Origin of the sequence: Gallibacterium genomosp. 2 (genome assembly GCF_000771895.1) — a bacterium.
Lineage (GTDB): Bacteria > Pseudomonadota > Gammaproteobacteria > Enterobacterales > Pasteurellaceae > Gallibacterium.
In genome coordinates this window covers 1-22,310 of the sequence record NZ_JPXY01000019.1, presented here as the reverse complement: position 1 = coordinate 22,310, position 22,310 = coordinate 1, and the positions used below count along the sequence as shown (strand labels likewise).

Annotated in this window: 21 protein-coding genes; 11 read left to right on the top strand and 10 right to left on the bottom strand. The window is 39.2% G+C overall.

Annotated features, from left to right (window positions below):
- Nucleotides 1–70 precede the first annotated feature (70 nt).
- From pyrG to P375_RS04655, 3 genes are all read right to left on the bottom strand, one after another.
- Nucleotides 71–1,708 (bottom strand): glutamine hydrolyzing CTP synthase, encoded by a 1,638-nt coding sequence (gene pyrG / locus P375_RS04665; protein WP_013746174.1) that lies wholly within the window; start codon nt 1,706–1,708, stop codon nt 71–73.
- A 138-nt stretch (nt 1,709–1,846) separates the two neighbouring features.
- Nucleotides 1,847–2,620: an ABC transporter permease gene (locus tag P375_RS04660; protein ID WP_013746175.1), complete on the bottom strand. Its 774-nt coding sequence runs from the start codon at nt 2,618–2,620 to the stop codon at nt 1,847–1,849.
- A 9-nt stretch (nt 2,621–2,629) separates the two neighbouring features.
- Nucleotides 2,630–3,244, bottom strand: a complete 615-nt coding sequence (locus P375_RS04655; RefSeq protein WP_013746176.1) for an ABC transporter ATP-binding protein — start codon at nt 3,242–3,244, stop codon at nt 2,630–2,632.
- 41 nt (nt 3,245–3,285) lie between these two features.
- On the opposite strand from P375_RS04655, the gene P375_RS04650 reads away from it, so the two are divergent.
- Complete coding sequence (locus P375_RS04650) at nt 3,286–3,600, top strand: DUF2322 family protein (protein WP_039134901.1); 315 nt, start codon at nt 3,286–3,288, stop codon at nt 3,598–3,600.
- Here the strand turns inward: P375_RS04650 and coaA are convergent, their stop codons facing one another.
- Nucleotides 3,601–4,533: a type I pantothenate kinase gene (coaA, locus tag P375_RS04645; protein ID WP_039085011.1), complete on the bottom strand. Its 933-nt coding sequence runs from the start codon at nt 4,531–4,533 to the stop codon at nt 3,601–3,603.
- 183 nt (nt 4,534–4,716) lie between these two features.
- Nucleotides 4,717–6,102 carry a DASS family sodium-coupled anion symporter gene (locus P375_RS04640; protein ID WP_013746179.1) on the bottom strand — a complete coding sequence of 462 codons (1,386 nt, stop codon included), beginning with the start codon at nt 6,100–6,102 and terminating at the stop codon, nt 4,717–4,719.
- A gap of 353 nt (nt 6,103–6,455) precedes the next feature.
- On the opposite strand from P375_RS04640, the gene glpA reads away from it, so the two are divergent.
- Genes glpA through glpC form a run of 3 tightly spaced genes read left to right on the top strand, consistent with a single transcriptional unit; the run spans nt 6,456 to nt 10,655 of the window.
- Complete coding sequence (gene glpA, locus P375_RS04635) at nt 6,456–8,129, top strand: anaerobic glycerol-3-phosphate dehydrogenase subunit A (protein ID WP_031205013.1); 1,674 nt, start codon at nt 6,456–6,458, stop codon at nt 8,127–8,129.
- A complete protein-coding gene (gene glpB, locus P375_RS04630; RefSeq protein ID WP_039080794.1) occupies nt 8,119–9,396 on the top strand; it encodes a glycerol-3-phosphate dehydrogenase subunit GlpB in 1,278 nt (425 codons plus the stop codon). Before glpA ends, glpB begins: the two co-directional genes overlap by 11 nt.
- The gene (glpC, locus tag P375_RS04625) at nt 9,393–10,655 is read left to right on the top strand and encodes an anaerobic glycerol-3-phosphate dehydrogenase subunit GlpC (RefSeq protein WP_039134897.1); all 1,263 of its coding nucleotides are present in this window, start codon (nt 9,393–9,395) and stop codon (nt 10,653–10,655) included. Before glpB ends, glpC begins: the two co-directional genes overlap by 4 nt.
- Before the next feature lie 53 nt (nt 10,656–10,708).
- Here glpC and P375_RS04620 read toward each other — a convergent pair whose 3' ends face one another.
- Genes P375_RS04620 through P375_RS04610 form a run of 3 tightly spaced genes read right to left on the bottom strand, consistent with a single transcriptional unit; the run spans nt 10,709 to nt 12,941 of the window.
- Nucleotides 10,709–11,371, bottom strand: coding sequence for a HEPN domain-containing protein (locus P375_RS04620; RefSeq protein WP_039134894.1), 663 nt, complete (start codon nt 11,369–11,371; stop codon nt 10,709–10,711).
- 47 nt (nt 11,372–11,418) lie between these two features.
- Nucleotides 11,419–12,135, bottom strand: a complete 717-nt coding sequence (locus P375_RS04615; protein WP_052121796.1) for a GTPase family protein — start codon at nt 12,133–12,135, stop codon at nt 11,419–11,421.
- Nucleotides 12,105–12,941: a helix-turn-helix transcriptional regulator gene (locus P375_RS04610; RefSeq protein ID WP_039134906.1), complete on the bottom strand. Its 837-nt coding sequence runs from the start codon at nt 12,939–12,941 to the stop codon at nt 12,105–12,107. The genes P375_RS04615 and P375_RS04610 overlap by 31 nt, the downstream gene beginning before the upstream one ends.
- 201 nt (nt 12,942–13,142) lie before the next feature.
- Between P375_RS04610 and P375_RS04605 the strand changes: the two genes are divergently transcribed.
- From P375_RS04605 to folA, 3 genes are all read left to right on the top strand, one after another.
- Nucleotides 13,143–13,493 carry a helix-turn-helix domain-containing protein gene (locus tag P375_RS04605; protein ID WP_039134891.1) on the top strand — a complete coding sequence of 117 codons (351 nt, stop codon included), beginning with the start codon at nt 13,143–13,145 and terminating at the stop codon, nt 13,491–13,493.
- 110 nt (nt 13,494–13,603) lie between these two features.
- Nucleotides 13,604–14,755, top strand: coding sequence for a chorismate mutase (locus P375_RS04600; RefSeq protein ID WP_039134888.1), 1,152 nt, complete (start codon nt 13,604–13,606; stop codon nt 14,753–14,755).
- 6 nt (nt 14,756–14,761) lie between these two features.
- Nucleotides 14,762–15,244: a type 3 dihydrofolate reductase gene (gene folA, locus P375_RS04595; protein WP_039134887.1), complete on the top strand. Its 483-nt coding sequence runs from the start codon at nt 14,762–14,764 to the stop codon at nt 15,242–15,244.
- Between the two features lie 68 nt (nt 15,245–15,312).
- Here folA and P375_RS04590 read toward each other — a convergent pair whose 3' ends face one another.
- Together P375_RS04590 and P375_RS04585 are read right to left on the bottom strand one after the other, a co-directional pair.
- Nucleotides 15,313–15,693 (bottom strand): CrcB family protein, encoded by a 381-nt coding sequence (locus P375_RS04590; RefSeq protein ID WP_039134884.1) that lies wholly within the window; start codon nt 15,691–15,693, stop codon nt 15,313–15,315.
- A gap of 1 nt (nt 15,694) precedes the next feature.
- A complete protein-coding gene (locus P375_RS04585) occupies nt 15,695–16,516 on the bottom strand; it encodes a Cof-type HAD-IIB family hydrolase (RefSeq protein ID WP_039134881.1) in 822 nt (273 codons plus the stop codon).
- A gap of 377 nt (nt 16,517–16,893) precedes the next feature.
- Between P375_RS04585 and ilvG the strand changes: the two genes are divergently transcribed.
- Genes ilvG through ilvA form a run of 4 tightly spaced genes read left to right on the top strand, consistent with a single transcriptional unit; the run spans nt 16,894 to nt 22,203 of the window.
- On the top strand, nt 16,894–18,549 hold the full coding sequence (gene ilvG, locus P375_RS04580) for an acetolactate synthase 2 catalytic subunit (protein ID WP_039134878.1): 1,656 nt from the start codon (nt 16,894–16,896) through the stop codon (nt 18,547–18,549).
- Nucleotide 18,550: 1 nt separating this feature from the next.
- Nucleotides 18,551–18,787, top strand: coding sequence for an acetolactate synthase 2 small subunit (ilvM, locus tag P375_RS04575; RefSeq protein ID WP_039085554.1), 237 nt, complete (start codon nt 18,551–18,553; stop codon nt 18,785–18,787).
- An 18-nt stretch (nt 18,788–18,805) separates the two neighbouring features.
- Nucleotides 18,806–20,641 (top strand): dihydroxy-acid dehydratase, encoded by a 1,836-nt coding sequence (gene ilvD, locus P375_RS04570; protein WP_039134876.1) that lies wholly within the window; start codon nt 18,806–18,808, stop codon nt 20,639–20,641.
- A gap of 17 nt (nt 20,642–20,658) precedes the next feature.
- The gene (ilvA, locus tag P375_RS04565) at nt 20,659–22,203 is read left to right on the top strand and encodes a threonine ammonia-lyase, biosynthetic (RefSeq protein WP_039134904.1); all 1,545 of its coding nucleotides are present in this window, start codon (nt 20,659–20,661) and stop codon (nt 22,201–22,203) included.
- The last annotated feature ends 107 nt before the right edge of the window (nt 22,204–22,310 follow it).

Sequence of the window (22,310 nt, the reverse complement as noted above, 5' to 3'; positions counted from 1 at the left end):
ACTATGCCTAATAATTTAAAGGGCTAAGTCGTTGTAATACACGGCTTAGCCCTTTTCTTTAGTATTTTAATTAAGCTTTTTGCTTTTTCTGGTAATCATAGGCTGCTTTAATAAATCCACTAAATAAAGGATGCCCATCGCGTGGCGTTGATGTAAATTCAGGATGGAATTGGCAAGCAACAAACCAAGGATGATTAGGCACTTCAATAATTTCAACCAATTTATTATCTGCTGACCAGCCAGTTACTTTCAATCCGGCTTTTTCAATTTGAGGTAACAATTTGTTATTAACTTCATAACGATGACGATGGCGTTCCTCAATGGTTTCTTTACCATATAATTGACGCGCTAAGCTGCCTTCTACTAGATGACATTTTTGTGCACCAAGTCGCATAGTACCGCCTAAGTCGGATTTATCACTACGCACTTCTACATTACCATCAGCATCTTGCCATTCTGTAATTAATCCAATCACCGGCTGAGGACAGTTTTTATCAAATTCTGAAGAACTTGCATCTTTCATCCCAGCAACGTGGCGTGCATATTCAATAAGGGCAATTTGCATTCCCAAACAAATACCTAAATAAGGAATATTATTTTCACGTGCATATTGTGCGGTTAGAATTTTGCCTTCAATACCACGATAACCAAAGCCACCAGGAACTAAGATCGCATCTAAACCTTTTAATAAATCTGTACCTTTAGATTCAACATCTTGTGAATCAATATATTTGATGTTGACGGTTAAACGATTCTTCAATCCACCGTGTTTTAATGCTTCATTAACGGATTTATAGGCATCAGGCAATTCAGTATATTTTCCAACCATTCCGATAGTGACTTCACCGATTGGATTGGCTTCTTGATAAAGCACATTTTCCCATTCAGATAGATCCGCTTCCGGGCAATCAAGATGGAAACGTTGGCAGATAAATTCGTCCAGTCCTTGAGATTTTAGTAATGCAGGAATTTGATAAATAGAATTAACATCTTTTAATGAAATAACTGCTTTTTCCGGCACGTTACAGAACAGTGCAATTTTTGCGCGCTCATTTGGTGGGATAATGCGATCGGAACGACAAATCAATACATCAGGTTGAATACCGATAGATAATAACTCTTTCACCGAATGTTGGGTCGGCTTAGTTTTCACTTCGCCGGCAGTTGCAATATAAGGCACTAAAGTGAGATGCATAAATAGGGTTCTTTCACGTCCTACCTGCACTGCAAGTTGGCGTAACGCTTCCAAAAATGGAAGTGATTCGATATCACCCACTGTTCCACCGACTTCAACAATAACAACATCGTGACCGGCAGCACCCTCAATCACTTTTGCTTTGATCTCATTGGTAATATGAGGAATAACCTGAATTGTTGCGCCAAGGTAATCGCCACGGCGTTCTTTACGCAATACTTCGGAATAGATCTTTCCGGTCGTAAAGTTATTACGTTTGGTCATTTTAGTACGGATAAAACGCTCATAATGCCCGAGGTCGAGATCCGTTTCTGCGCCGTCTTGAGTAACAAACACTTCACCGTGTTGAGTTGGGCTCATTGTACCCGGGTCAACGTTAATGTAAGGATCTAATTTCATCATTGTAACGTTCAAGCCGCGCGCTTCTAAAATTGCTGCAAGAGATGCCGCCGCAATGCCTTTCCCTAAAGAAGAAACAACACCGCCTGTGACAAAAATATAATTTGTTGCCATTGTTTTATGCCTATTAATTTAAATGTGGATGGAATATAAAGAGATACCTGAGTATCAAGACGGGATGATAGTTTACAGGATTTAGCAAACTAACTCAATCTAAGATTTGAGATCGCCATTGGGCGATCTCATCCTAAATTATAAGGTTATCTGTTGATCTTTGTTATAAAGAGAACGATAACCGAAATAAAGCGAACCAAAAACGGATAAGCAAACGGCAGTACAGATCGCAATCATAATAGAGATTTGGTACAGAATAGCCGTGTTCGGCAATGTACCGGAAAGAATTTGACCGGTCATCAAACCGGGTAAAGCGACAATCCCCATCCCGACCATTGAATTTAATGTCGGTAATAATGCGCTTTCCAGTGCTTGATTGACAAAAGGTGTTAATATTTTTTGTGGCGTTACCCCAAAATTGAGCAACGCCTCAATGCGGGATCGTTCACTTTGCAAACTTTCACGAAATGTTTTAACGCCAAGATTCACGCCGGTCATTGCATTTCCCATAATCATTCCGCTTAAAGGAATAACATATTGAGGATGAAAGAAATCTTCTTTGACGACAACGAGAATAAAAAACGCCAATACGGCAAGCCCAGAAAAAGAAATCGAACCGATAATGGCGAGTTTAAAGCGGTGATTTAAATTAGGATTTTTTGAGAGCACCCGGTGTACGGCAAAAATAATCATCGCCAGTAGATAAAGAATTGTGAAAATCGGATGTGGATTTTGGAAAATATAAGTGAGAACAAAACCGGCAATGATGAGCTGTAATGTCATTCTAATGCTGGCGACAAACAGAAGTTTAGACTGGTTAATTTCGCACTTTTTCATAATAAAAAGCACAATCAATAGTAGAAGATAAACCAGACAAAAATTAAAAAGCTGAATTTCGGCAATATTGTTCATAGTCAATTCCTAGTGAAAATAAATAATTTGATCAGCATATTTTTCGGTTAAATTCTGATCGTGGCTGATCATAATTAACGTCATTTTCGGCAAACAAAATGATTTAAGATTATCCATAATTTGCGCAGCAACCTTTGCATCCAGAGCGGAAGTTGGTTCATCCAACATTAAAATATTAGGTGAAAAACTAAGCGCAATCGCAATAAATACCCGCTGTTTTTCGCCGCCGGAAAGTTGATTGACAGAGTGATCCAGGGAGAACGGAACGCAACAAAGATCCAAATAGGATTGTAATTGTTGTTTATCCGGTAAGGTATGTTCTCTATAGCGATGATATTGTTGGAAATTTTCCAGAATAGTGCCATCAAACAGATATAATTGCTGTGAGGCGAGTAAAATTTCGTGGCGTAGTTTAATTTTATCAAATTGTTGTATATCTTTGTTTTGATATAAAATTTTCCCTTGTGTCAGTGGCAGTGTTGCGTTAAAAAGGTGAAGCAGTGTGCTTTTACCGCATCCACTCGGCCCTTGAAAAAAAGTTGCTTTACCTTGCTCAATATAAATATTGGGGTAATGAATCCTGTTTTGAAAAACAACGTTTTCAGCGGATAAAATAATCGACATAGAAATTCCTTTTGTAACACTTATTATTAGGAGCAATGCTTATGAATTTTCAACAGATTTTGCAAACTTTGCCATCTATCGAAGGCATTCAACAAATTAATATTATAAATTCACAAGGAGACATTGTGCATTCTATTCCTGCAATTTCTGGAAAATTAGGATCTTTACGGGTATATCACGCATTAGCGCAGCAGTATCAAGGGAAATTAGATAAAAACAGCGCACAACAAGGAATAATCTGGTTTGCGGAACATTATCAGGATGCACTCGAAAATCCGGGAAAACACCCTAATATTGATTTGCTGTTAGCCGTGATTGCCGATGATAAACATTGGCAAATTGCAGTGTTAAGATAACTATTTCCTCAATTTAATGGTGTTAATGGCGTGATCTTCGCCTTTGATTAAAATCAGGCTTGCCCGCTCACGTGTTGGCAGAATATTTTCGTGCAGATTAACGCCATTAATGCTGTCCCAAATAGTTGAGGCAATTTCTATTGCTTCAGGTTCAGAAAGTTTGGCATAGCTGTGGAAATAGGAACTTGGATTGGCAAATGCACCTTTGCGGAATTTAAGAAAACGTTTGATATACCAGTTTTTTAACAAAGCCTCTTCCGCATCAACGAAAATAGAGAAATCGACAAAATCGGAAACGAATAAATTATGTGCTTTGTGGCTACGTTGCAGCACATTTAAACCCTCAATAATTAGAATATCCGGTTGATTAATTTCCGTATATTGATCGGGAATAATGTCATAAATCAGGTGAGAATAAACCGGCGCTTTTACACTTTCTTTGCCGGATTTAATATCCGACACGAACTGGATTAATGCCTGCGTGTCATAAGAAACCGGAAATCCTTTTTTGCTTAATAGATCCAACTGTTTCAGTTTTTCCAAAGGAAATAAGAAACCATCGGTGGTAATTAAATCCACTTTTCTTCCCGGCTCGGTTAAAAGTGCTTGCAGAATACGGGCGGTGGTGCTTTTCCCGACCGCAACGCTGCCGGCAATGCTGATAATATAAGGCACTTTCGGCTTTTTAATGCCAAGAAATCGTTCGATAACGGCGTGGCGTTGTAAATTTTCATCAATATAATAATTTAATAAACGCACTAACGGCAGATAGATAGAACGAACCTCATTTAATGAAAGTTCCTCATTAAAACTAAGGAGTGGCTTTAAATCCTGTTCCGTTAAAGATAAAGGAAAAGAGTTTCTTAATGCAGCCCATTGTTCGCGTTCAAATACTAAAAACGGTGAAAAATCATTAGTATTGTGGTTGTTCACAATATCCTTCTTATTTGATGAAAATAACAAAAAACGGTGGAATGTATGTTATAGAAAGCGAACGAAAAAGGCAAAGTGAATATTTGTAATAGCTAATCATCACTAAATTAAAAAAGGATTAAACCGACATATGAGCAGATTTAATCCTTTATTTTTTAATAGTTTAATTTTATTTAAACCGATTTAAAGCCAGAAAACATAAGCAAAAGTGGCGATAAGGAATACACAGAAAATATTGAGGATAATTCCTGCTTTCACCATCTCTTGTTGTTTAATTTGTCCTGAACCGAAAACAATGGCATTCGGTGGAGTGGCTACCGGTAGCATAAAGGCACAGGATGCACCCAAGCCGATAATTAAAGCAAGACCGATTGCCGGCATTCCCAACGCTTCAGCAATGGAGATAAAAATCGGTACTAACAATGCGGCACTGGCAGTGTTGGAAGTAAATTCCGTTAAGAAAATAATGAAAGCGGCGACAACTAAACCGATGATGTAGAAATGGCCGCCTTGAATTAAAAAGACGATGCCGTCCGCCATCACTTTGCTTGCACCGGAATCTTTCAATACGGCACTTAATGTTAAACCGCCGCCGAAAAGCATTAATACGCCCCATTCGGTGTTATCTTGAATTTGCTTCCAATTCGCTACACCGGTGATGCAGATGAGAACCGCCGCTAACAATGCCACAAAACTGTCGAAGCTGGCGATTTTTCCGGATAAGCCGAGCAATGATGCCAACATCGGATTCACACTGCTGCTGAAAATCCAGCATAATGCAATAAAGACGAAAATGGCTAAAGTGATGATGCGAGGGCGATCAATTTCAATCTGCTCAAATTCAAATTTGAATGACTTTTCAAATTTTGGTCGGAATACCAAATACAAGGCGGCAATCATTACCGGCATTAATAAAATCATTATCGGTAAGCCGTATCCTAGCCATTGTGAAAAGTTGAGGTGTAATTGAGAGGCAACAATCGCATTTGGTGGGCTGCCGACTAATGTGCCCATTCCACCGATACTGGCACTGTAAGCAATCCCTAATAAGACAAATACATAAGTATTGTGCTGTTTCTGTTGATCAAGGTTGGATAAAATCCCCATTGCCAACGGTAACATCATTGCGGCGGTGGCGGTGTTACTCATCCACATGGATAAAAATGCGGTGACCACAAACAGGTAAATGACCGCGACCAATAAATTACCACCGGCAAGTGACATAATTTTATTGGCGATAAAACGATCCAGTTTTTGGATGTGCAGTGCCGTTGCCAAGGCAAAACCACCAAAGAATAGAAAAATGGTCGGATCCGCAAATGCTACCAACGCTTTTTTGGTGTCAGTCAATCCCATTGCAATGGCTAAAATCGGAATTAACAGCGCCGTTACCGTTACATTTAATGCCTCCGTCAACCATAAAATACCGACAAAGACCAACAAGGTTAAGCCTTTATTGACCTGCGGTTCAAACGGCAGACTAAATAGCAAAATTAATGAGATCAGAATATCTACGCCCAGGATTAGGCTTGATTTACTCCAAACGGTCGGAGATTTGTTGTTTGTCATAATGTACCCTCCTTTACTTTATGATCATTATTTCATTCCAATATAGCAGATAGTCATCCCTTCGTCAGAATACAAGTCCGGAATTGTGAGCGAGTGAACAACTTTTCTGTTAGTTGTGTTTTTTCTGTTTATTTTTCTATCAGAAAATGGCGAATTTTTATCTCTTTCTCATTTTTTACAAAATCGCTGCGCTGTTTTTGAAATTAATTTCATCAAAATGGGCTCAAAAATGTGATCTCGCTTACAAATTTGTTCTTTTTCAATCAAATTGTGATTTTTTATTTTCTTTTTGAGTTAAAATAAAGCTAAATTTTCGTATTGGAATAATTTATTGTGTGTTGGGGGCTTCAAAAATGACAAATCAGCAAGTAAATACGACCTCTCCGCAATGGGAAACCGATGTCATCATCATTGGCGGCGGAGCAACCGGCGCAGGTATTGCGCGTGATTGTTCGTTACGGGGACTTCGCAGTATTTTATTGGAACGTCGTGATATTGCGACCGGTGCCACCGGGCGTAACCACGGTTTATTGCATAGCGGTGCGAGATACGCCGTCAATGATCACGAATCTGCAGAAGAGTGTATTAAAGAAAATATGATCTTGAAGCAGATTGCGCGTCATTGTGTGGAAGATACCAAAGGATTGTTTATTACCTTACCGGAAGATGATCTCAATTATCAAAAAACATTTATTGAGAGTTGTCAAAAAGCGGGCATTGAGGCGGTTCAGATCGAGCCGGATTTAGCAAAACGGTTGGAGCCGTCAGTGAATCCGTCTTTAGTCGGTGCCGTGGTGGTGCCGGACGGTACTGTCGATCCGTTCCGTTTGACAGCGGCAAATATGTTGGATGCGAAAGAGAACGGCGCGACCATTTTAACCTATCACGAAGTGACAAAATTAATTCGTGAGGGTGATCGTGTCATCGGTGTGGAAGCCTTTGATCATAAACGTAAAATGAGCGTGAAAGTGTATGCCAAAATCGTGGTAAATGCCGGTGGTATTTGGGGGCAAGGTATTGCTGAATATGCTGATTTGAAGATTAAAATGTTCCCGGCGAAAGGTTCGCTATTAATTATGGGGCATCGTATTAATAATTTAGTGATTAATCGTTGTCGTAAACCGGCGAATGCCGATATTTTGGTGCCGGGCGATACCATTTGCGTTATCGGTACAACTTCCGACCGTATTCCGTACGATCAAATTGATAATATGATTGTGACACCACAAGAAGTGGATGTTCTGTTTACCGAAGGCGAAAAATTGGCACCGGCATTGCGTCATACTCGCGTGTTGCGTGCTTATGCCGGTGTGCGTCCGTTGGTGGCGAGTGATGATGATCCGTCAGGACGTAATGTTAGCCGTGGTATTGTGTTGTTGGATCACGAAACACGGGACGGCTTGAAAGGATTTATTACCATTACCGGCGGTAAATTGATGACTTACCGTTTAATGGCAGAATGGGCGACCGATTTAATTTGTAAGAAATTAAATCATCAAGCGGAATGTAAAACCGCAAAACAACCGCTACCGGGCTCGCAAGAAACCGCGACAGAAACCCATCAACGTATTATTTCCATTCCGAACCCGATTCGTGTTTCTGCGATTTATCGTCACGGTGCCAGAGCAGATCGCCTGTTGGCGGAACAACGCCTGGATCGCAGTTTAGTGTGCGAATGTGAAATGGTGACTGCCGGTGAAGTGCGTTATGCCGTAGAAGAGTTGGATGTGAATAATTTAGTCGATTTACGTCGTCGTACTCGTGTCGGTATGGGAACGTGTCAAGGCGAACTTTGTGCTTGCCGTGCAGCCGGTTTAATGAGTCGTTTTAATGTCATTTCCGCCCGGCGTTCAACCACTCAACTTTCTTCTTTCTTGGAAGAGCGTTGGCGTGGCATTGAGCCGATTGCTTGGGGCGATGCGATTCGTGAGGCGGAATTCAGTAGTTGGATCTATTACAGCTTGCTCGGATTAAAACAGGTGAATACTCAATCAACAGACGAGGGGACAGACGCAAATGAATTTTGATACTCTGATTATTGGCGGTGGTTTGGCTGGATTACTTTGCGGTATCAAATTACAACAACAAGGACAGCATTGTGCCATCGTAACAACCGGACAAAGTGCCATTGATTTTTCTTCCGGCTCTTTAGATTTATTAAGTTTTTGTGCTGAACAAGAAGTGAATGTGTTGGCGCAAGGATTAGCCGACCTTGCGCAATCTGCACCGCAACATCCTTATAATTTAATCGGTGCGGAAAAGGTGTTGCATTATGCGCAAGATTTTCAACGGTTGGCACAACAATTAAAACTCAATTTACAGGGTGAACAGGCAAAGAATCATTATCGTGTTACGCCATTGGGATCATTGCAACCGGCGTGGTTATCGCCGAATAGCGTACCGACTTTGGCAATGGAGGATCAGGCATTTTCCTATCGTTCATTGATGATTCTTGGTATTGAAGGCTATCACGATTTCCAACCGCATTTGGTGGCGGCAAATTTGAAGGCACTGCCGCAATTTGCCGATTGCGACATTCAGCACGGTTTTTTACATATTCCGGAATTGGATCATTTACGCACTAATGCGCGTGAATTCCGAAGTGTCAATATTTCACAGGCGTTGGAACATAAGTTAAATTTCCAACAGTTAGTACAGGAAATTAAAAATGCTGTCGGTAGTGCAGAAGCAGTTTTTTTACCAGCTTGTTTTGGCATTGATGACGACAACTTGTTTGAACAACTCAGACAGGCGACTGGTTTGCCACTATTTGAATTACCAACCTTACCGCCTTCATTGTTAGGCTTACGTCAACATTATAAATTACGCCGTGAATTCCAACGTTTAGGCGGCGTGTTAATGAATGGCGATACCGCATTGCGAGGCGAATTTGAAAATGGATGTGTCAGTAAAATTTATACCGCATTGAACGAAGAAATTGCACTGACTGCAAAGCATTATATTTTAGCGAGCGGAAGTTTCTTTAGTAACGGCTTGGTTGCTCACTTTGAAAAAATTATTGAACCGGTGTTTGAATCGGATCTGATCGCAGATAGCGATCGCTTGCAATGGACTGCACACCGGTTCGCCGATCCGCAACCGTATCAATATTATGGCGTGAAAATTAATGCGCATTGCCAAGTAGAGAAATCGGGGCAAATTGTGCCGAATTTATTTGCGGTAGGTGCGGTTATCGGTGGTTTCAGCGGCTTAAATGATGGTTGCGGTTCAGGTGTTTCGATCGTCACTGCTTTTAATGTTGCTGATTATATTTTGGCGGGAGGTCAACAATGAATTTACAACAATTAATTGCACAAGCTGAACAGACTCATCAACAACCTTATCAAGATTCCAGTTTTGAAAGTTGTATTAAATGCACCGCTTGTACTGCCGTCTGCCCGGTTTCGCGGAATAATCCGTTTTATCCCGGCCCTAAACAGGCAGGCCCGGATGGCGAACGTTTACGTTTGAAAAATCCATTGCTTTATGATGAAGCTTTAAAATATTGCACTAACTGTAAACGTTGTGAAATTGCCTGCCCGTCAGGGGTGAAAATTGGCGATATTATCGTGCGTGCGCGTGATCATTACGGTAAAGGAAAAGGCAAATCAAAAATTCAAAAATTGAGAGATGCCATTTTGAGTAATACCGATTTAATGGGCACATTGAATACGCCATTTGCACCGGTGGTTAATACTATTACTGGTTTGAAAGCAACACGTTTCTTATTAGATAAGACCTTAAAAGTGGATCATCGTCGTAGTTTACCAAAATACTCTTTTGGTAGTTTCCGTAATTGGTACAAAAAAAATGCGGCACAACGCCAAGATTTATATAAAGATAAAGTGGCGTATTATCACGGTTGTTATGTTAATTACAATAATCCTGAATTGGGTAAAGAGCTGATCAAAGTCTTCAATGCGATGGATATTGGCGTGGTGTTATTGGAAAAAGAGAAATGTTGTGGTTTGCCATTAATGGTCAACGGCTTTCCGCAACAGGCAACGCGTCAAGCGGATTTCAATATTCAACAGTTGGAAAAAGTGATTGAAGGGCAAAAATTGGATGTGGTCGGCACGTCATCAAGCTGTACTCTCACTTTGAAAGATGAATATGAGCATATTCTTGGACGAGATAACAGCAAAGTGAAGGATCACATTAATTTGGTAACACGTTATATCTACAAATTATTGGAAAGCGGTGAAAAAACCTTGCCATTGAAACCATTGCCGTTGCGAGTGGCATATCATACCGCCTGCCATATGGAAAAAGCGGGTTGGGTGCCTTACACTATTGAATTAATTAGAAAGATTCCGGGTTTGGAATTGGTAATGCTTAATTCTCAATGTTGCGGTATTGCCGGAACTTATGGTTTCAAATCCGAAAATTATGAAACCGCACAGGCGATTGGTAATCCACTGTTTGAGCAGATCGAAGCCGGTAATTTTGATTATGTCATTACCGATTGCGAAACTTGTAAATGGCAGATTGATATGTCAACCAGCCGCACTTGCTTACATCCGATAACTTTGTTGGCGATGGCATTGGCATAAAATTGAGGGCTGAAATAGATTAACAAATTTAATTTATTTCAGTCCCATTTTTATTAACCCTTTACTACTGGATAAAACGGCTTTCCCCAATCCATTTCATTATGATTTTTCATCATAATTTCTAGCATAACAGGTAAAAATAAAGAAAGAATATTACACCCTGTTTTTAGTTGCTCGCGATTTACTGAGCTATTAAAAGTCGCCCCACCGTGTATAATTTGATTTCTCAATGTATAGAGCCGTCTAAATAAGACATCTAAAATACGATCAATATTTTGATTTTCTAAGGCAGAAAATAATTTTTCGCGTTCTTTCATCTCAGCTATCAAATATTCGTTTTCACTTATTTTCCCATTATGAAAATCCCAAAAAGGCTGAAAGATAAATTTATTATCTGCTAATAAGCGAATAGATTGAGAAAAATTTTTCCAAACAAGATCATAAATCACTTTATTTTCATCTAAACCACAAATACGCAATAAAAACTCATTTAAATTTAACCGCTCTGTATTTTCTAAATTTTTAATTTCTTTTGCATATGCCGCATTAAAGGCAATCCACAGATAAATAAATTGACTATCTAACTCATCCGTTTCCTCCGCTTTTTTCAACCAACTCAAAGAGCGGTGAATTCTTAGCTTGAAATTATCGGAGTAATTGAGGTGATCGCGGTTTTGTTTGAAAAATAGGATAAGTGTTTCTGAACTTTTTTTCATACTATTATACTACCTGATAAATAGGGAGGAACCCCTCCCTTTAATTTTTAGTCAAAAATAGAATCCCACAACTTACCTAGTGCTTTAGCAATAGGTCTAGCTACTTTTGATACAAACATTTTAGTATTGGTTGCAAATCTCCCAATGATTGGTATATCCTCCAAAACTTCAGCAGTTTTTTCTATAGTATCAAAAATTGTATCAATAGTACTATCTTCAAAACCCTTTTTGGCTTCTTGCCTTGCTGTCTCAGTCCTATTTTTCTTATCTACACTAGCATAGAATCCACTCTTGGCTTTATTTGGCATACTAGTAATAATTTTTGTAGTTAGATTATCTAGTCCATAAGTTTCGAATATATCTTTATCTTCAATATAATCACATACAATAGGAAATATGCTATTCTCATTTAAAGAAAAATCATCTGCTATACGCTGAACATTAGCTTCTATATTGTTTTTTTGTTTCCGGGAAGGAATATACAATTTATAATCGAACTCCCTTGATGGATTAGTTTTATCTATCTGAGATAAAACAAAGACAATCTGATTTTTTGGATATCTAAAATCATTAATCATTTTATTATAAAATAATTGATCTGCTTGGTTTGCTCTATTATCAATTTTTATTATCCATAATACAATGTCTAAACTTTTTAACTCTTTTTCATATAAATCTTGATATTCTTTATCGTAGTGCTCATTTTCTGCGATACCGGGCAAATCAACAAACGTTAGCTTGTAATAGTTAAATGCGGAATCCAATATTGAACAAGAGGTAAAATTTCTAATTGGCTGATATTTTGTGCTGAAAGTAATAATTCACCACTTTCTAATTTGTGTAACAGCTTTTGGTTAGGTAATAAATTTCTGCGTAAGAAAAAAGGTGCGGCAAAAGCAGAAACTTGAACCACCACTTCCGGCATTACATTTCCATGTGATAATGAATCGCTATTTTTAATATTTTCGATAAATTTTTGATTAGGAATAAATGTTTCAGATAAAACCTTTAATTGTGAAATTTGAGTAAAGCAGAATGTTTTTTGTTTGTCATTTTGATTTTTATCTGTACCAATAAGATACCAAATTCCATTTTTATTAGTTAATAAATAAGGTTCGAGTTGATAAAATGTTGAATATTCACTATTTATTTTTTTATATTTAAATGAAATTAGTTTATTTTGCTGAATGGCTAATTGAAGCTCGTTGAATTGTTCTTTTAAATGGCTGATATTTTCATATTGAACGCCTTTCACTTGCACGGATTGTGTGAGCTTTTCCTGATAAAACACTTTATCAATCTCTGGGAATAAATTAGAAATACTGGCAAAAAGGGCAAAGCGTTGGATATCTTCTTCGGTCAGAATATCTAATTTTTGGCGATCTAATCGATAGAATCTAGGCCCCAATTCATCCCAAGGTAAAAAATTAAGGCGCTCTTTTATATCTCTTTGGATCGTCCTTATAGATACATTAAATTCATCTGCAAGTTCATTAACATCAATACGTTTACCTTTGTTAAGTTCGACTAAAATAAAACTAAGTCGCTGGGCAAGCTGTGTGCTTTTCATTTTATTTATTTCCCTTGAAGAATTATTGATGTTCTTATTCTATGGCAATAAACAGAAAATTCGGCGACAGGTTGTGTCGGGATGAAAAAAACTTCTTACTTTTTTCATATTAGACTTTTTACATCTAATCTAAGTATGCTCTGCTATTTATGAAAAGAAGTCAAGACCTATTATTTCTCCTTTAATAGTAAGGAGTTAGCTATGTTGGGCAAAAGTGAACAATTATTACGAACAATTGGACAAGCAATTGCAAAATATCGGCGAGCAGTAGGGATGACGCAAGCAGAATTAGCCGAAAAATTAGATATTAGCAATGATGCGGTATCAAGAATGGAGCGTGGAAAATCAGTTCCTTCTGTATTAAGGCTATTGGAATTGTCAGAGATTTTTCACTGTGAAGTCGCGGATTTAGTTACCCTCAGTAGTAATCGCTCAATGGATCAGGCTAGAAAATTAGAACTCTTATTTATTGGATTAGACGGTTATGAGCGTGCAGAACTGATTAATATTATTGAACGAATGCTAAATTGGAAACAGCATAGGGAAGATTAATTTATGACAAAGTTATCGCTATCTTTTGTTGGAATTGTATAGGCTATGAGTTGTTAAAGCGTGTAGATTCTTTATAATCAGTAACAGCTTGCCTAACAAAGGATAATGGTATGAGTTTAGATTTAACCGAAATTCGTCAAAAAATTACTCAACTTGATCGCGAGATTTTGCGTTTATTGGCTGAACGTCATCAAGTTGCTTATGATGTGGTCAGAAGCAAAGAGATCACGAAAAAACCGTTGCGTGATATTGAGCGTGAACAGCAGCTGTTGGATGCGTTAATTCGTTATGCGGATAGCCAAAATTATCAATTAAATCCGCAATATATCACAGAAGTTTTCCAAAAAATTATTGAAGATTCAGTGTTGACTCAACAGGCGTATTTGCAGAATAAATTGAATCAGCAACGCAATAATCAAATTCATATCGCTTTTTTAGGAATGTTGGGATCTTACTCTAATTTGGCTGCACGTCAGTATGCTGAGCGTTATCAAAAAGAGTTGATAGAGTTAAGTTGTGAATCTTTTCGTCAAGTGTTCACAGTGGTAGAAGATGGCAAAGCGGATTATGGGGTCTTGCCGCTAGAAAACACTACATCTGGATCTATTAATGATGTGTATGATTTATTGCAACATACCGATTTGCATTTGGTCGGTGAATTGACTTATCCGATTCAACATTGTGTATTGATCTCAACACCAACTGATTTGGCGCAGATTGATACTTTGTATAGCCATCCACAAGTGATTCAGCAATGCAGTCAATTTATCAATTCGTTGCAGGGCGTACACGTTAAATATTGCGAAAGTTCTTCGCATGCGATGCAATTGGTTGCGAAAATTAATCGTGCGAATGTAGCAGCGTTGGGTAATGCGGAAGGTGGTAAACTTTATGGTTTGCAAGTGTTGCAAGATGGCATAGCAAATCAAATCAATAACATTACTCGTTTTATTGTGATCAGCAAAAAGCCAGTGGAAGTTTCTCCTCAAGTTAATGCAAAAACCTTGCTGTTAATATCGACAACACAGCAGGCAGGTGCATTGGTAGATGCGTTACTGGTGTTTAAGAAACATCAAATCATTATGACTAAATTAGAATCTCGTCCGATTTATGGCAAACCTTGGGAGGAGATGTTTTACGTGGAAATTGAAGCGAATTTACATCAGGAAAGTACACAACAGGCATTAGAGGAATTAAAAACATACTGTAGTTTTGTCAAAGTGTTGGGCTGTTACCCAAGTAATATTGTAAAACCGGCGTGAGGAAGTATGATGCTGAGTTTGATTGTAGCGATGACAAAAAATCGGGTCATTGGACGAGATAATCAAATGCCTTGGCATTTGCCGGCAGATTTAGCGTGGTTTAAAAAAAATACGTTGGGTAAGCCGGTGATTATGGGGCGGAAAACATTCCAATCAATAGGCAGAGCATTGCCGAATCGCAAAAATATCGTGTTATCCCGACAAGGTTTTCAAGCGGATGGTATTGAAGTTGTTTCAGATTTATCTCAAGCATTAGCATTAATAAAGGGTGAGAATGAAGTAATGATTATTGGTGGTGGACATCTTTTTGCTGAAACATTGCCGATAGCAGATCGTCTTTATTTAACAGAGATTGATGCAGAATTGCAAGGTGATACTTTTTTCCCTGAGATTGATCCGATGGTGTGGAAAACAAATTTTATTGAAACACGAGCAGTAGATGATAAAAATAGTTATGCGTTAACTTTTAAAATTTTAGAACGGATGTAGAAAGAATAAACAGAATCGAGAAATAAGGTGCAAATTCAGCGCCTTATTTTTTGGATTTAAACTCTTGTTTAGGTAACAAAAAGTAGTCGCCATAAGAAAATACCGAGTAGGGTAAAAGCAAGGCAACCTAATAAATGTAGGCAGATAACAACGATTGCGGTTAAGTGTTGTTGCCCTAAAAAAATGGCGATAACTTCACCGGAAAAGGAAGAAAATGTGGTTAAACTACCAAGAAAACCGGTAATAAAAAAGAGTCGCCATTCGCTGCTAATCATTGGAAAACTAAGCAATGCGCCGCTGACAATTCCCATTAAAAAACAGCCTAAATAGTTAGCAATTAAGGTACCAAATGCGAACTGATGAAAAATAGGATTAAGCAAATTGCTTAATCCCCAGCGGGAACAAGCTCCTAGTGCAGCGCCGATAGAAATATAAAACAGTTGTAACATATTAAATAATTCCAAAGGTAGCGCGCAGATAGCTCGCTACCGCCTCGTGGGCGTGATGCCCGATAATCTCTAGTTGTGGCAAGGCGTGGATCAATGCAGGATTGGCATTTTGCATAATGCAACCTTTGCCAACAAAATCTAACATTGTTTCGTCATTCATTCCGTCACCGAAAGCGATACAGGCGCTATTGTTGTAGTGGTAATCGTGTAATACTTTTCTAAGGGCGTTTCCTTTGCTTACTCCTTTGTTCATAATTTCAAGGCAGTTGAGTGAGGCGTAAACGATCTCCGTACAATTACCGTAAGTTTGACGAAGATGTTGTTCTAATTCGAGCAAATCCTGCTGACAACGTGCAATAAAAAAGACTTTTTCGGTGCCTTGTGCATCGTGATGACGAAAATCGACAACTTGATAGCCGAAGCCGGAATCTTGATGATATTTTGCCATTTGTGGCACTTCGCGATCGATGAACCAACCGCTGTCCTGATAGGAGTTGACAAAAATTTTATTTTTATCGAACGGAACATTCATTATTTCCAAAGCAAGATCGGTCGGCAAATCATTTTTATAAAGTAATCGACCGCTGAGATCGTGAATTCTCGCGCCATTTGAGGTGATCATTCGGATATTTTCAATGCCTATTTTCGCAACAATCGAAAACACATCTTCGTGTTTTCTGCCGGTGGCGACCACAATATCTACCTGTTTTTGTTCCAATTTTCTTAAGGTATCAATGGTGAAATCACCGACCACGTGCTGACCGTTTAAAAGTGTACCATCCAAATCTGACGCAACTAATTGAAAAGGAAGTAAACTGCGCATAAAACCCCTTATCTGCAAAATAAAAAATAGTAGCAATAAATTTTAATGAGGCTATATGTTAACAAAAAACCGATGTGGCGGTTGATTTTTTGATCATCATAAAAATTAAAAATTTTTTAATAAAACTATTTGATTCCGATAAAAAATGTGGTATCAATAAAGACGCTCAAAAGCACACAACATACATACTTAGACCCACATTGGATATTGAAACTATGAATTCTGTTCGTTTTATTGGCATTATTATTAACCTCGTGGTGATTAGCATCACGAGGTGAGTGGTACAGCTGATAAAACTTTCAATATAAGATTTTAGGTCAGATGAACCCTCGCCTCAGCAGTAGGCGAGGGTTTTTTATCGTTTTAAGGAAATAAAAATGAATGGTGCAAGATTTATCACAGAAAGTTTAAAAGCACACGGAGTGACAACAATTTTTGGTTATCCTGGCGGTGCAATTATGCCGGTTTATGATGCGATTTATGATTCAGGTTTGGATCATCTGCTCTGTCGTAATGAGCAGGGAGCAGCAATGGCAGCGATAGGTTATGCTCGTGCCAGTGGTAAAGTTGGTGTTTGTATTGCTACTTCCGGTCCGGGCGCAACTAATTTAGTTACCGGTTTAGGTGATGCTATGATGGACTCTATTCCGGTGGTTGCGATCACAGGACAAGTTGCTTCACCGTTTATCGGCACGGATGCTTTCCAGGAAGCGGATGTTTTAGGTTTATCATTGGCTTGTACGAAACATAGTTTTATCGTGCAGAGTATCGATGAATTACCGGAAGTAATGGCTGAAGCGTTCCAAATAGCACAAAATGGTAGACCGGGGCCAGTATTAATTGATGTGCCGAAAGATGTACAGTTTGCCAAAATAGAGCGCCAACCTCTTGTTTATCCTATCCCAAAACCTTCTTCAATTGAGTCTTCTTTATTAGAACAAGCAAAAACATTATTACAACAGGCAAAACGTCCAGTACTTTATGTTGGTGGTGGGGTTGGAATGGCTGATGCCGTAGCGGAATTACGTCATTTTGTAGAGATTACACAAATGCCGAGTTTTTCTACTATTAAGGGATTAGGCGCATTGCCAGCAGATAATCCCTATTATATGGGAATGATTGGAATGCACGGCACAAAAGCGGCGAATTATGCGGCACAGGAGAGCGATCTTTTATTAGTGCTTGGAGCTAGATTTGACGACAGAGTAACCGGTAAATTGGATAGTTTTGCCCCGCAAGCGAAAGTTATTCACGTTGATGCCGATATTGCGGAGATCAATAAATTACGTCGTGCTGATGTGGCAATTCGTGGAGATATGAAACAACTGCTACAACAGTTGGCAATGCCGTTACAAATTGATGCTTGGCGTGATGATGTACTTCGTTTAAAACAGCAATATGATTTTACTTATGCAGAAAATAGCGGTGATACGCTGATCAATCCTTGGTGGTTATTACATACGTTATCTAAAAAACGTAAGAAAAACAGTGTAATTGCTACCGATGTTGGGCAGCATCAAATGTGGTCGGCTCAACATATGCAACATTTTGATCCGAAAAATTATTTAACGTCTGCTGGCTTTGGCACAATGGGCTTCGGTTTGCCAGCAGCAGTTGGTGCGCAAAAGGCTCGTCCCCAAGATCAGGTGATATTAATTACTGGTGATGGTTCGTTTATGATGAATATCCAAGAGTTGGGTTCAATCAAACGCGGTAAATTACCAGTTAAGATCCTGTTGTTGGATAATCAACGTTTAGGAATGGTACGTCAGTGGCAAACACTCTTTTTCCGAGGTCGTCATAGTGAAACTATTTTAGAGGATAACCCTGATTTCTTAATGTTAGCGAGGGCATTTGATATCCCCGGTGAAAGTATTGAAAAAGGCAGTGAAGTCAATGCCGCATTGGATCGGCTCTTAAATGCTGAAGGTCCTTATTTATTACACGTTTGCATTCACGAAAATGAAAATGTGTGGCCGTTAGTACCACCAGGTGCAAAAAATGATGAAATGTTGGAAGATATTGGGGTGTAAGATGAAAAATTATCAAATCAGCATTACTGCACAGTGGCGACCTGAAACTTTGGAACGGATTTTACGCGTGGTTAGACATCGTGGCTTTGTTGCCGTTGATTTACAGAGTCACCTTGAAAATCAACAAATTAAAATAGCACTGACATTACAAAGTGAGAGAGAGTTGTCATTATTGACTAATCAATTAATAAAATTATATGGCGTGACTGATGTAACTATTGTCGGTAACGAACATTAAATTACAGGAGAGATTATTATGCCTAAATTACGTTCAGCGACCAGCACACAAGGTCGTAATATGGCGGGAGCGCGTGCATTATGGCGCGCAACCGGTGTGAAAGATAATGACTTTGGTAAACCGATAATTGCTGTGGTTAACTCATTTACACAATTTGTACCGGGACACGTGCATTTGAAAGATCTTGGTCAAATGGTTGCAAAGCAGATTGAAGAGGCAGGCGGTATTGCCAAAGAGTTTAATACAATCGCTGTAGATGATGGTATTGCGATGGGGCATAGTGGGATGTTGTATTCGTTGCCATCACGTGAATTAATAGCCGATTCGGTAGAATATATGGTAAATGCACACTGTGCTGATGCAATGGTTTGTATTTCAAATTGCGATAAAATCACTCCGGGAATGTTGATGGCTGCATTACGTTTAAATATTCCGACCATTTTTGTTTCTGGTGGGCCGATGGAAGCAGGGAAAACCAAACTTTCTGATCAATTAATCCGTTTGGACTTGGTAGATGCAATGATTCAAAGTGCTAATCCGGATGTTACCGATCAGGATGTGGAAGTGATAGAACGTTCCGCTTGTCCTACTTGCGGTTCTTGTTCAGGAATGTTTACTGCCAACTCAATGAACTGTTTAACGGAAGCACTTGGGTTAAGTTTACCGGGGAATGGTTCTTGTTTAGCGACACACGCCGATCGTAAGAAGCTTTTCTTAAAAGCAGGATCGCAAATTGTTGAGCTTTGCCGCCGTTATTATGAACAGGATGATGATAGTGTATTGCCTCGTTCTATCGCTACTAAAGATGCTTTCAACAATGCAATGAGTTTGGATATCGCAATGGGTGGCTCAACCAATACTGTTTTACATTTGCTTGCTGCTGCACAGGAAGCAGAAGTTGATTTTACTATGACGGATATTGATCGCCTTTCTCGCCTTGTGCCTTGCTTATGTAAAGTGGCTCCGAATACCAATAAATATCATATTGAAGATGTGCATCGTGCCGGTGGGGTAATGGGGATTTTGGGTGAGTTGGAGCGTGCCAACTTATTACATAATCAAACTCATACGGTGTTGGGGTTAACCTTAGAGCAACAATTAAATCAATATGATATTAAACGTGATGTCAGTGATGAAGTGAAATTATTTTATCGTGCTGGGCCTGCTGGAATTCGTACTACACAGGCTTTTTCACAGGATTGTCGTTGGGATAGTGTTGATGATGATCGCACACAAGGCTGTATTCGTGATAAAGCACACGCTTATAGTCAGGACGGTGGGTTAGCGATGTTAAGCGGTAATTTGGCGGAAAATGGTTGTATTGTTAAAACTGCTGGCGTTGATGAAAGCATTTTAACCTTTACTGGTCCAGCAAAAGTGTATGAAAGTCAGGAAGATGCAGTGGAAGGTATTCTTGGGGGTAAAGTGATTGCCGGCGATGTAGTCGTAATTCGTTATGAAGGTCCAAAAGGCGGTCCGGGTATGCAGGAAATGCTGTATCCGACTAGTTATCTAAAATCAATGGGCTTAGGCAAAGCTTGTGCGTTATTAACTGATGGACGTTTTTCCGGAGGTACTTCGGGTTTATCTATTGGACACGTTTCTCCAGAAGCCGCAAATGGTGGCACTATCGGTTTAGTGGAAGATGGTGATCTGATCGCAATTGATATTCCACAACGTAAAATTGAATTATTGGTGGATGCACAGGAGCTGGCAAAACGTCGTGTAGTAAGAGAAGAACAGGGTTGGAAACCGAAAAGTCGCCAACGCCAAGTTTCCTTGGCATTGAGAGCTTATGCTTCATTGGCAACCAGTGCAGATAAAGGGGCAGTTAGAGATCGTAGTAAACTGTAAGTGGTAACAAAATGGATATGCAAACTTTATTGACAACCGCCCAACCTAGCGGTTCGCAATATTTAAAAGCAATAGTGAAATTGGGTTCAAAAGTGTATGAAGCGGCGCAAGTTACGCCGCTACAAAAGATGGAAAAACTTTCTAATCGTTTAGATAACCAAATTTTTATCAAGCGAGAAGATCGTCAACCGGTGCATAGTTTCAAATTGCGTGGCGCTTATGCAATGATTTCAGCCTTGACACCGGAACAGAAAGTAGCCGGAGTGATTGCGGCTTCTGCGGGTAATCACGCACAAGGAGTCGCTTTATCGGCAAAATTACTAGGCTTAAAAGCATTAATTGTTATGCCACAAAATACGCCAAGCATTAAAGTTGATTCGGTGCGAGCTTTTGGCGGAGAAGTGTTGCTTTACGGTGCTAATTTTGATGAAGCAAAGGCAAAAGCGATAGAACTGTCTGAAAGTAAAAAAATGACATTCATTCCGCCGTTTGATCATCCATTAGTGATTGCAGGTCAAGGAACATTGGCAATGGAGTTATTGCAACAGAATTCGGATATTGATCGTATTTTTGTGCAGGTTGGCGGCGGTGGCTTGGCGGCAGGTGTTGCCGTATTAATCAAGCAGATGATGCCGGAAATTAAAGTAATTGGCGTTGAGTCGAAAGATTCCGCCTGTTTATATGCGGCATTAAAAGCAAAACATCCGGTTGATCTTGATCGGGTTGGGTTATTTGCTGATGGTGTTGCGGTTAAACGTATTGGTGATGAAACATTCCGTTTATGTCAGCAATATCTTGATGATATTGTACTGGTGGATGGTGATGAAATCTGTGCGGCAATGAAAGATCTATTTGAAGATGTGCGTGCGGTTGCTGAGCCATCTGGAGCACTCTCTTTAGCTGGATTGAAAAAGTATGCACGTCAGCAGCAGCTTAAGGGCGAAAAATTGGCAGCGATTCTGTCAGGTGCGAATTTAAATTTCCATACATTGCGTTATGTCTCTGAACGTTGTGAAATTGGTGAAAATCGGGAAGCTTTATTGGCAGTAACTATTCCAGAACAGAAAGGAAGTTTCCTAACATTCTGTCATTTATTGGGTGATAGAGCGGTAACCGAATTTAATTATCGTTATGCTGATGATAGAAAAGCGTGTATTTTTGTTGGAGTTCGTACTGCTAATGAAGCAGAAAAAGCGGAAATTATCAATGATTTAAGTCAAGCTGGTTATTATGTAGAAGATATGACCAATGATGATGTTGCGAAAACACATATTCGTTATATGATTGGTGGTCGTCCGAACAGCGATAAATTTGAACGTTTGTACAGTTTTGAGTTTCCAGAGCAAAAAGGAGCGTTGTTGAAATTTTTGGAAACATTAGGAACACATTGGAATATTTCATTGTTTCATTATCGTGCACACGGTGCTGATTATGGCAATATTCTTGCTGGTTTCCAATTTGAGAATGATGATTTAGCCGATTTTGAACGCCATTTGAGCCAGTTGGGTTATGTATGCCAAGATGTAACCGATAGTAAAGCTTATCGTTATTTTCTTAGTTAAATAAAAAATCTGCACCTCTGTATGTTGTTGGATAATAAGTCCAACTTTTGGGGTGCAGATCAGTTATGGGGGTTTTTATTAATTGGTGTTATTCAGGCATATAGGAC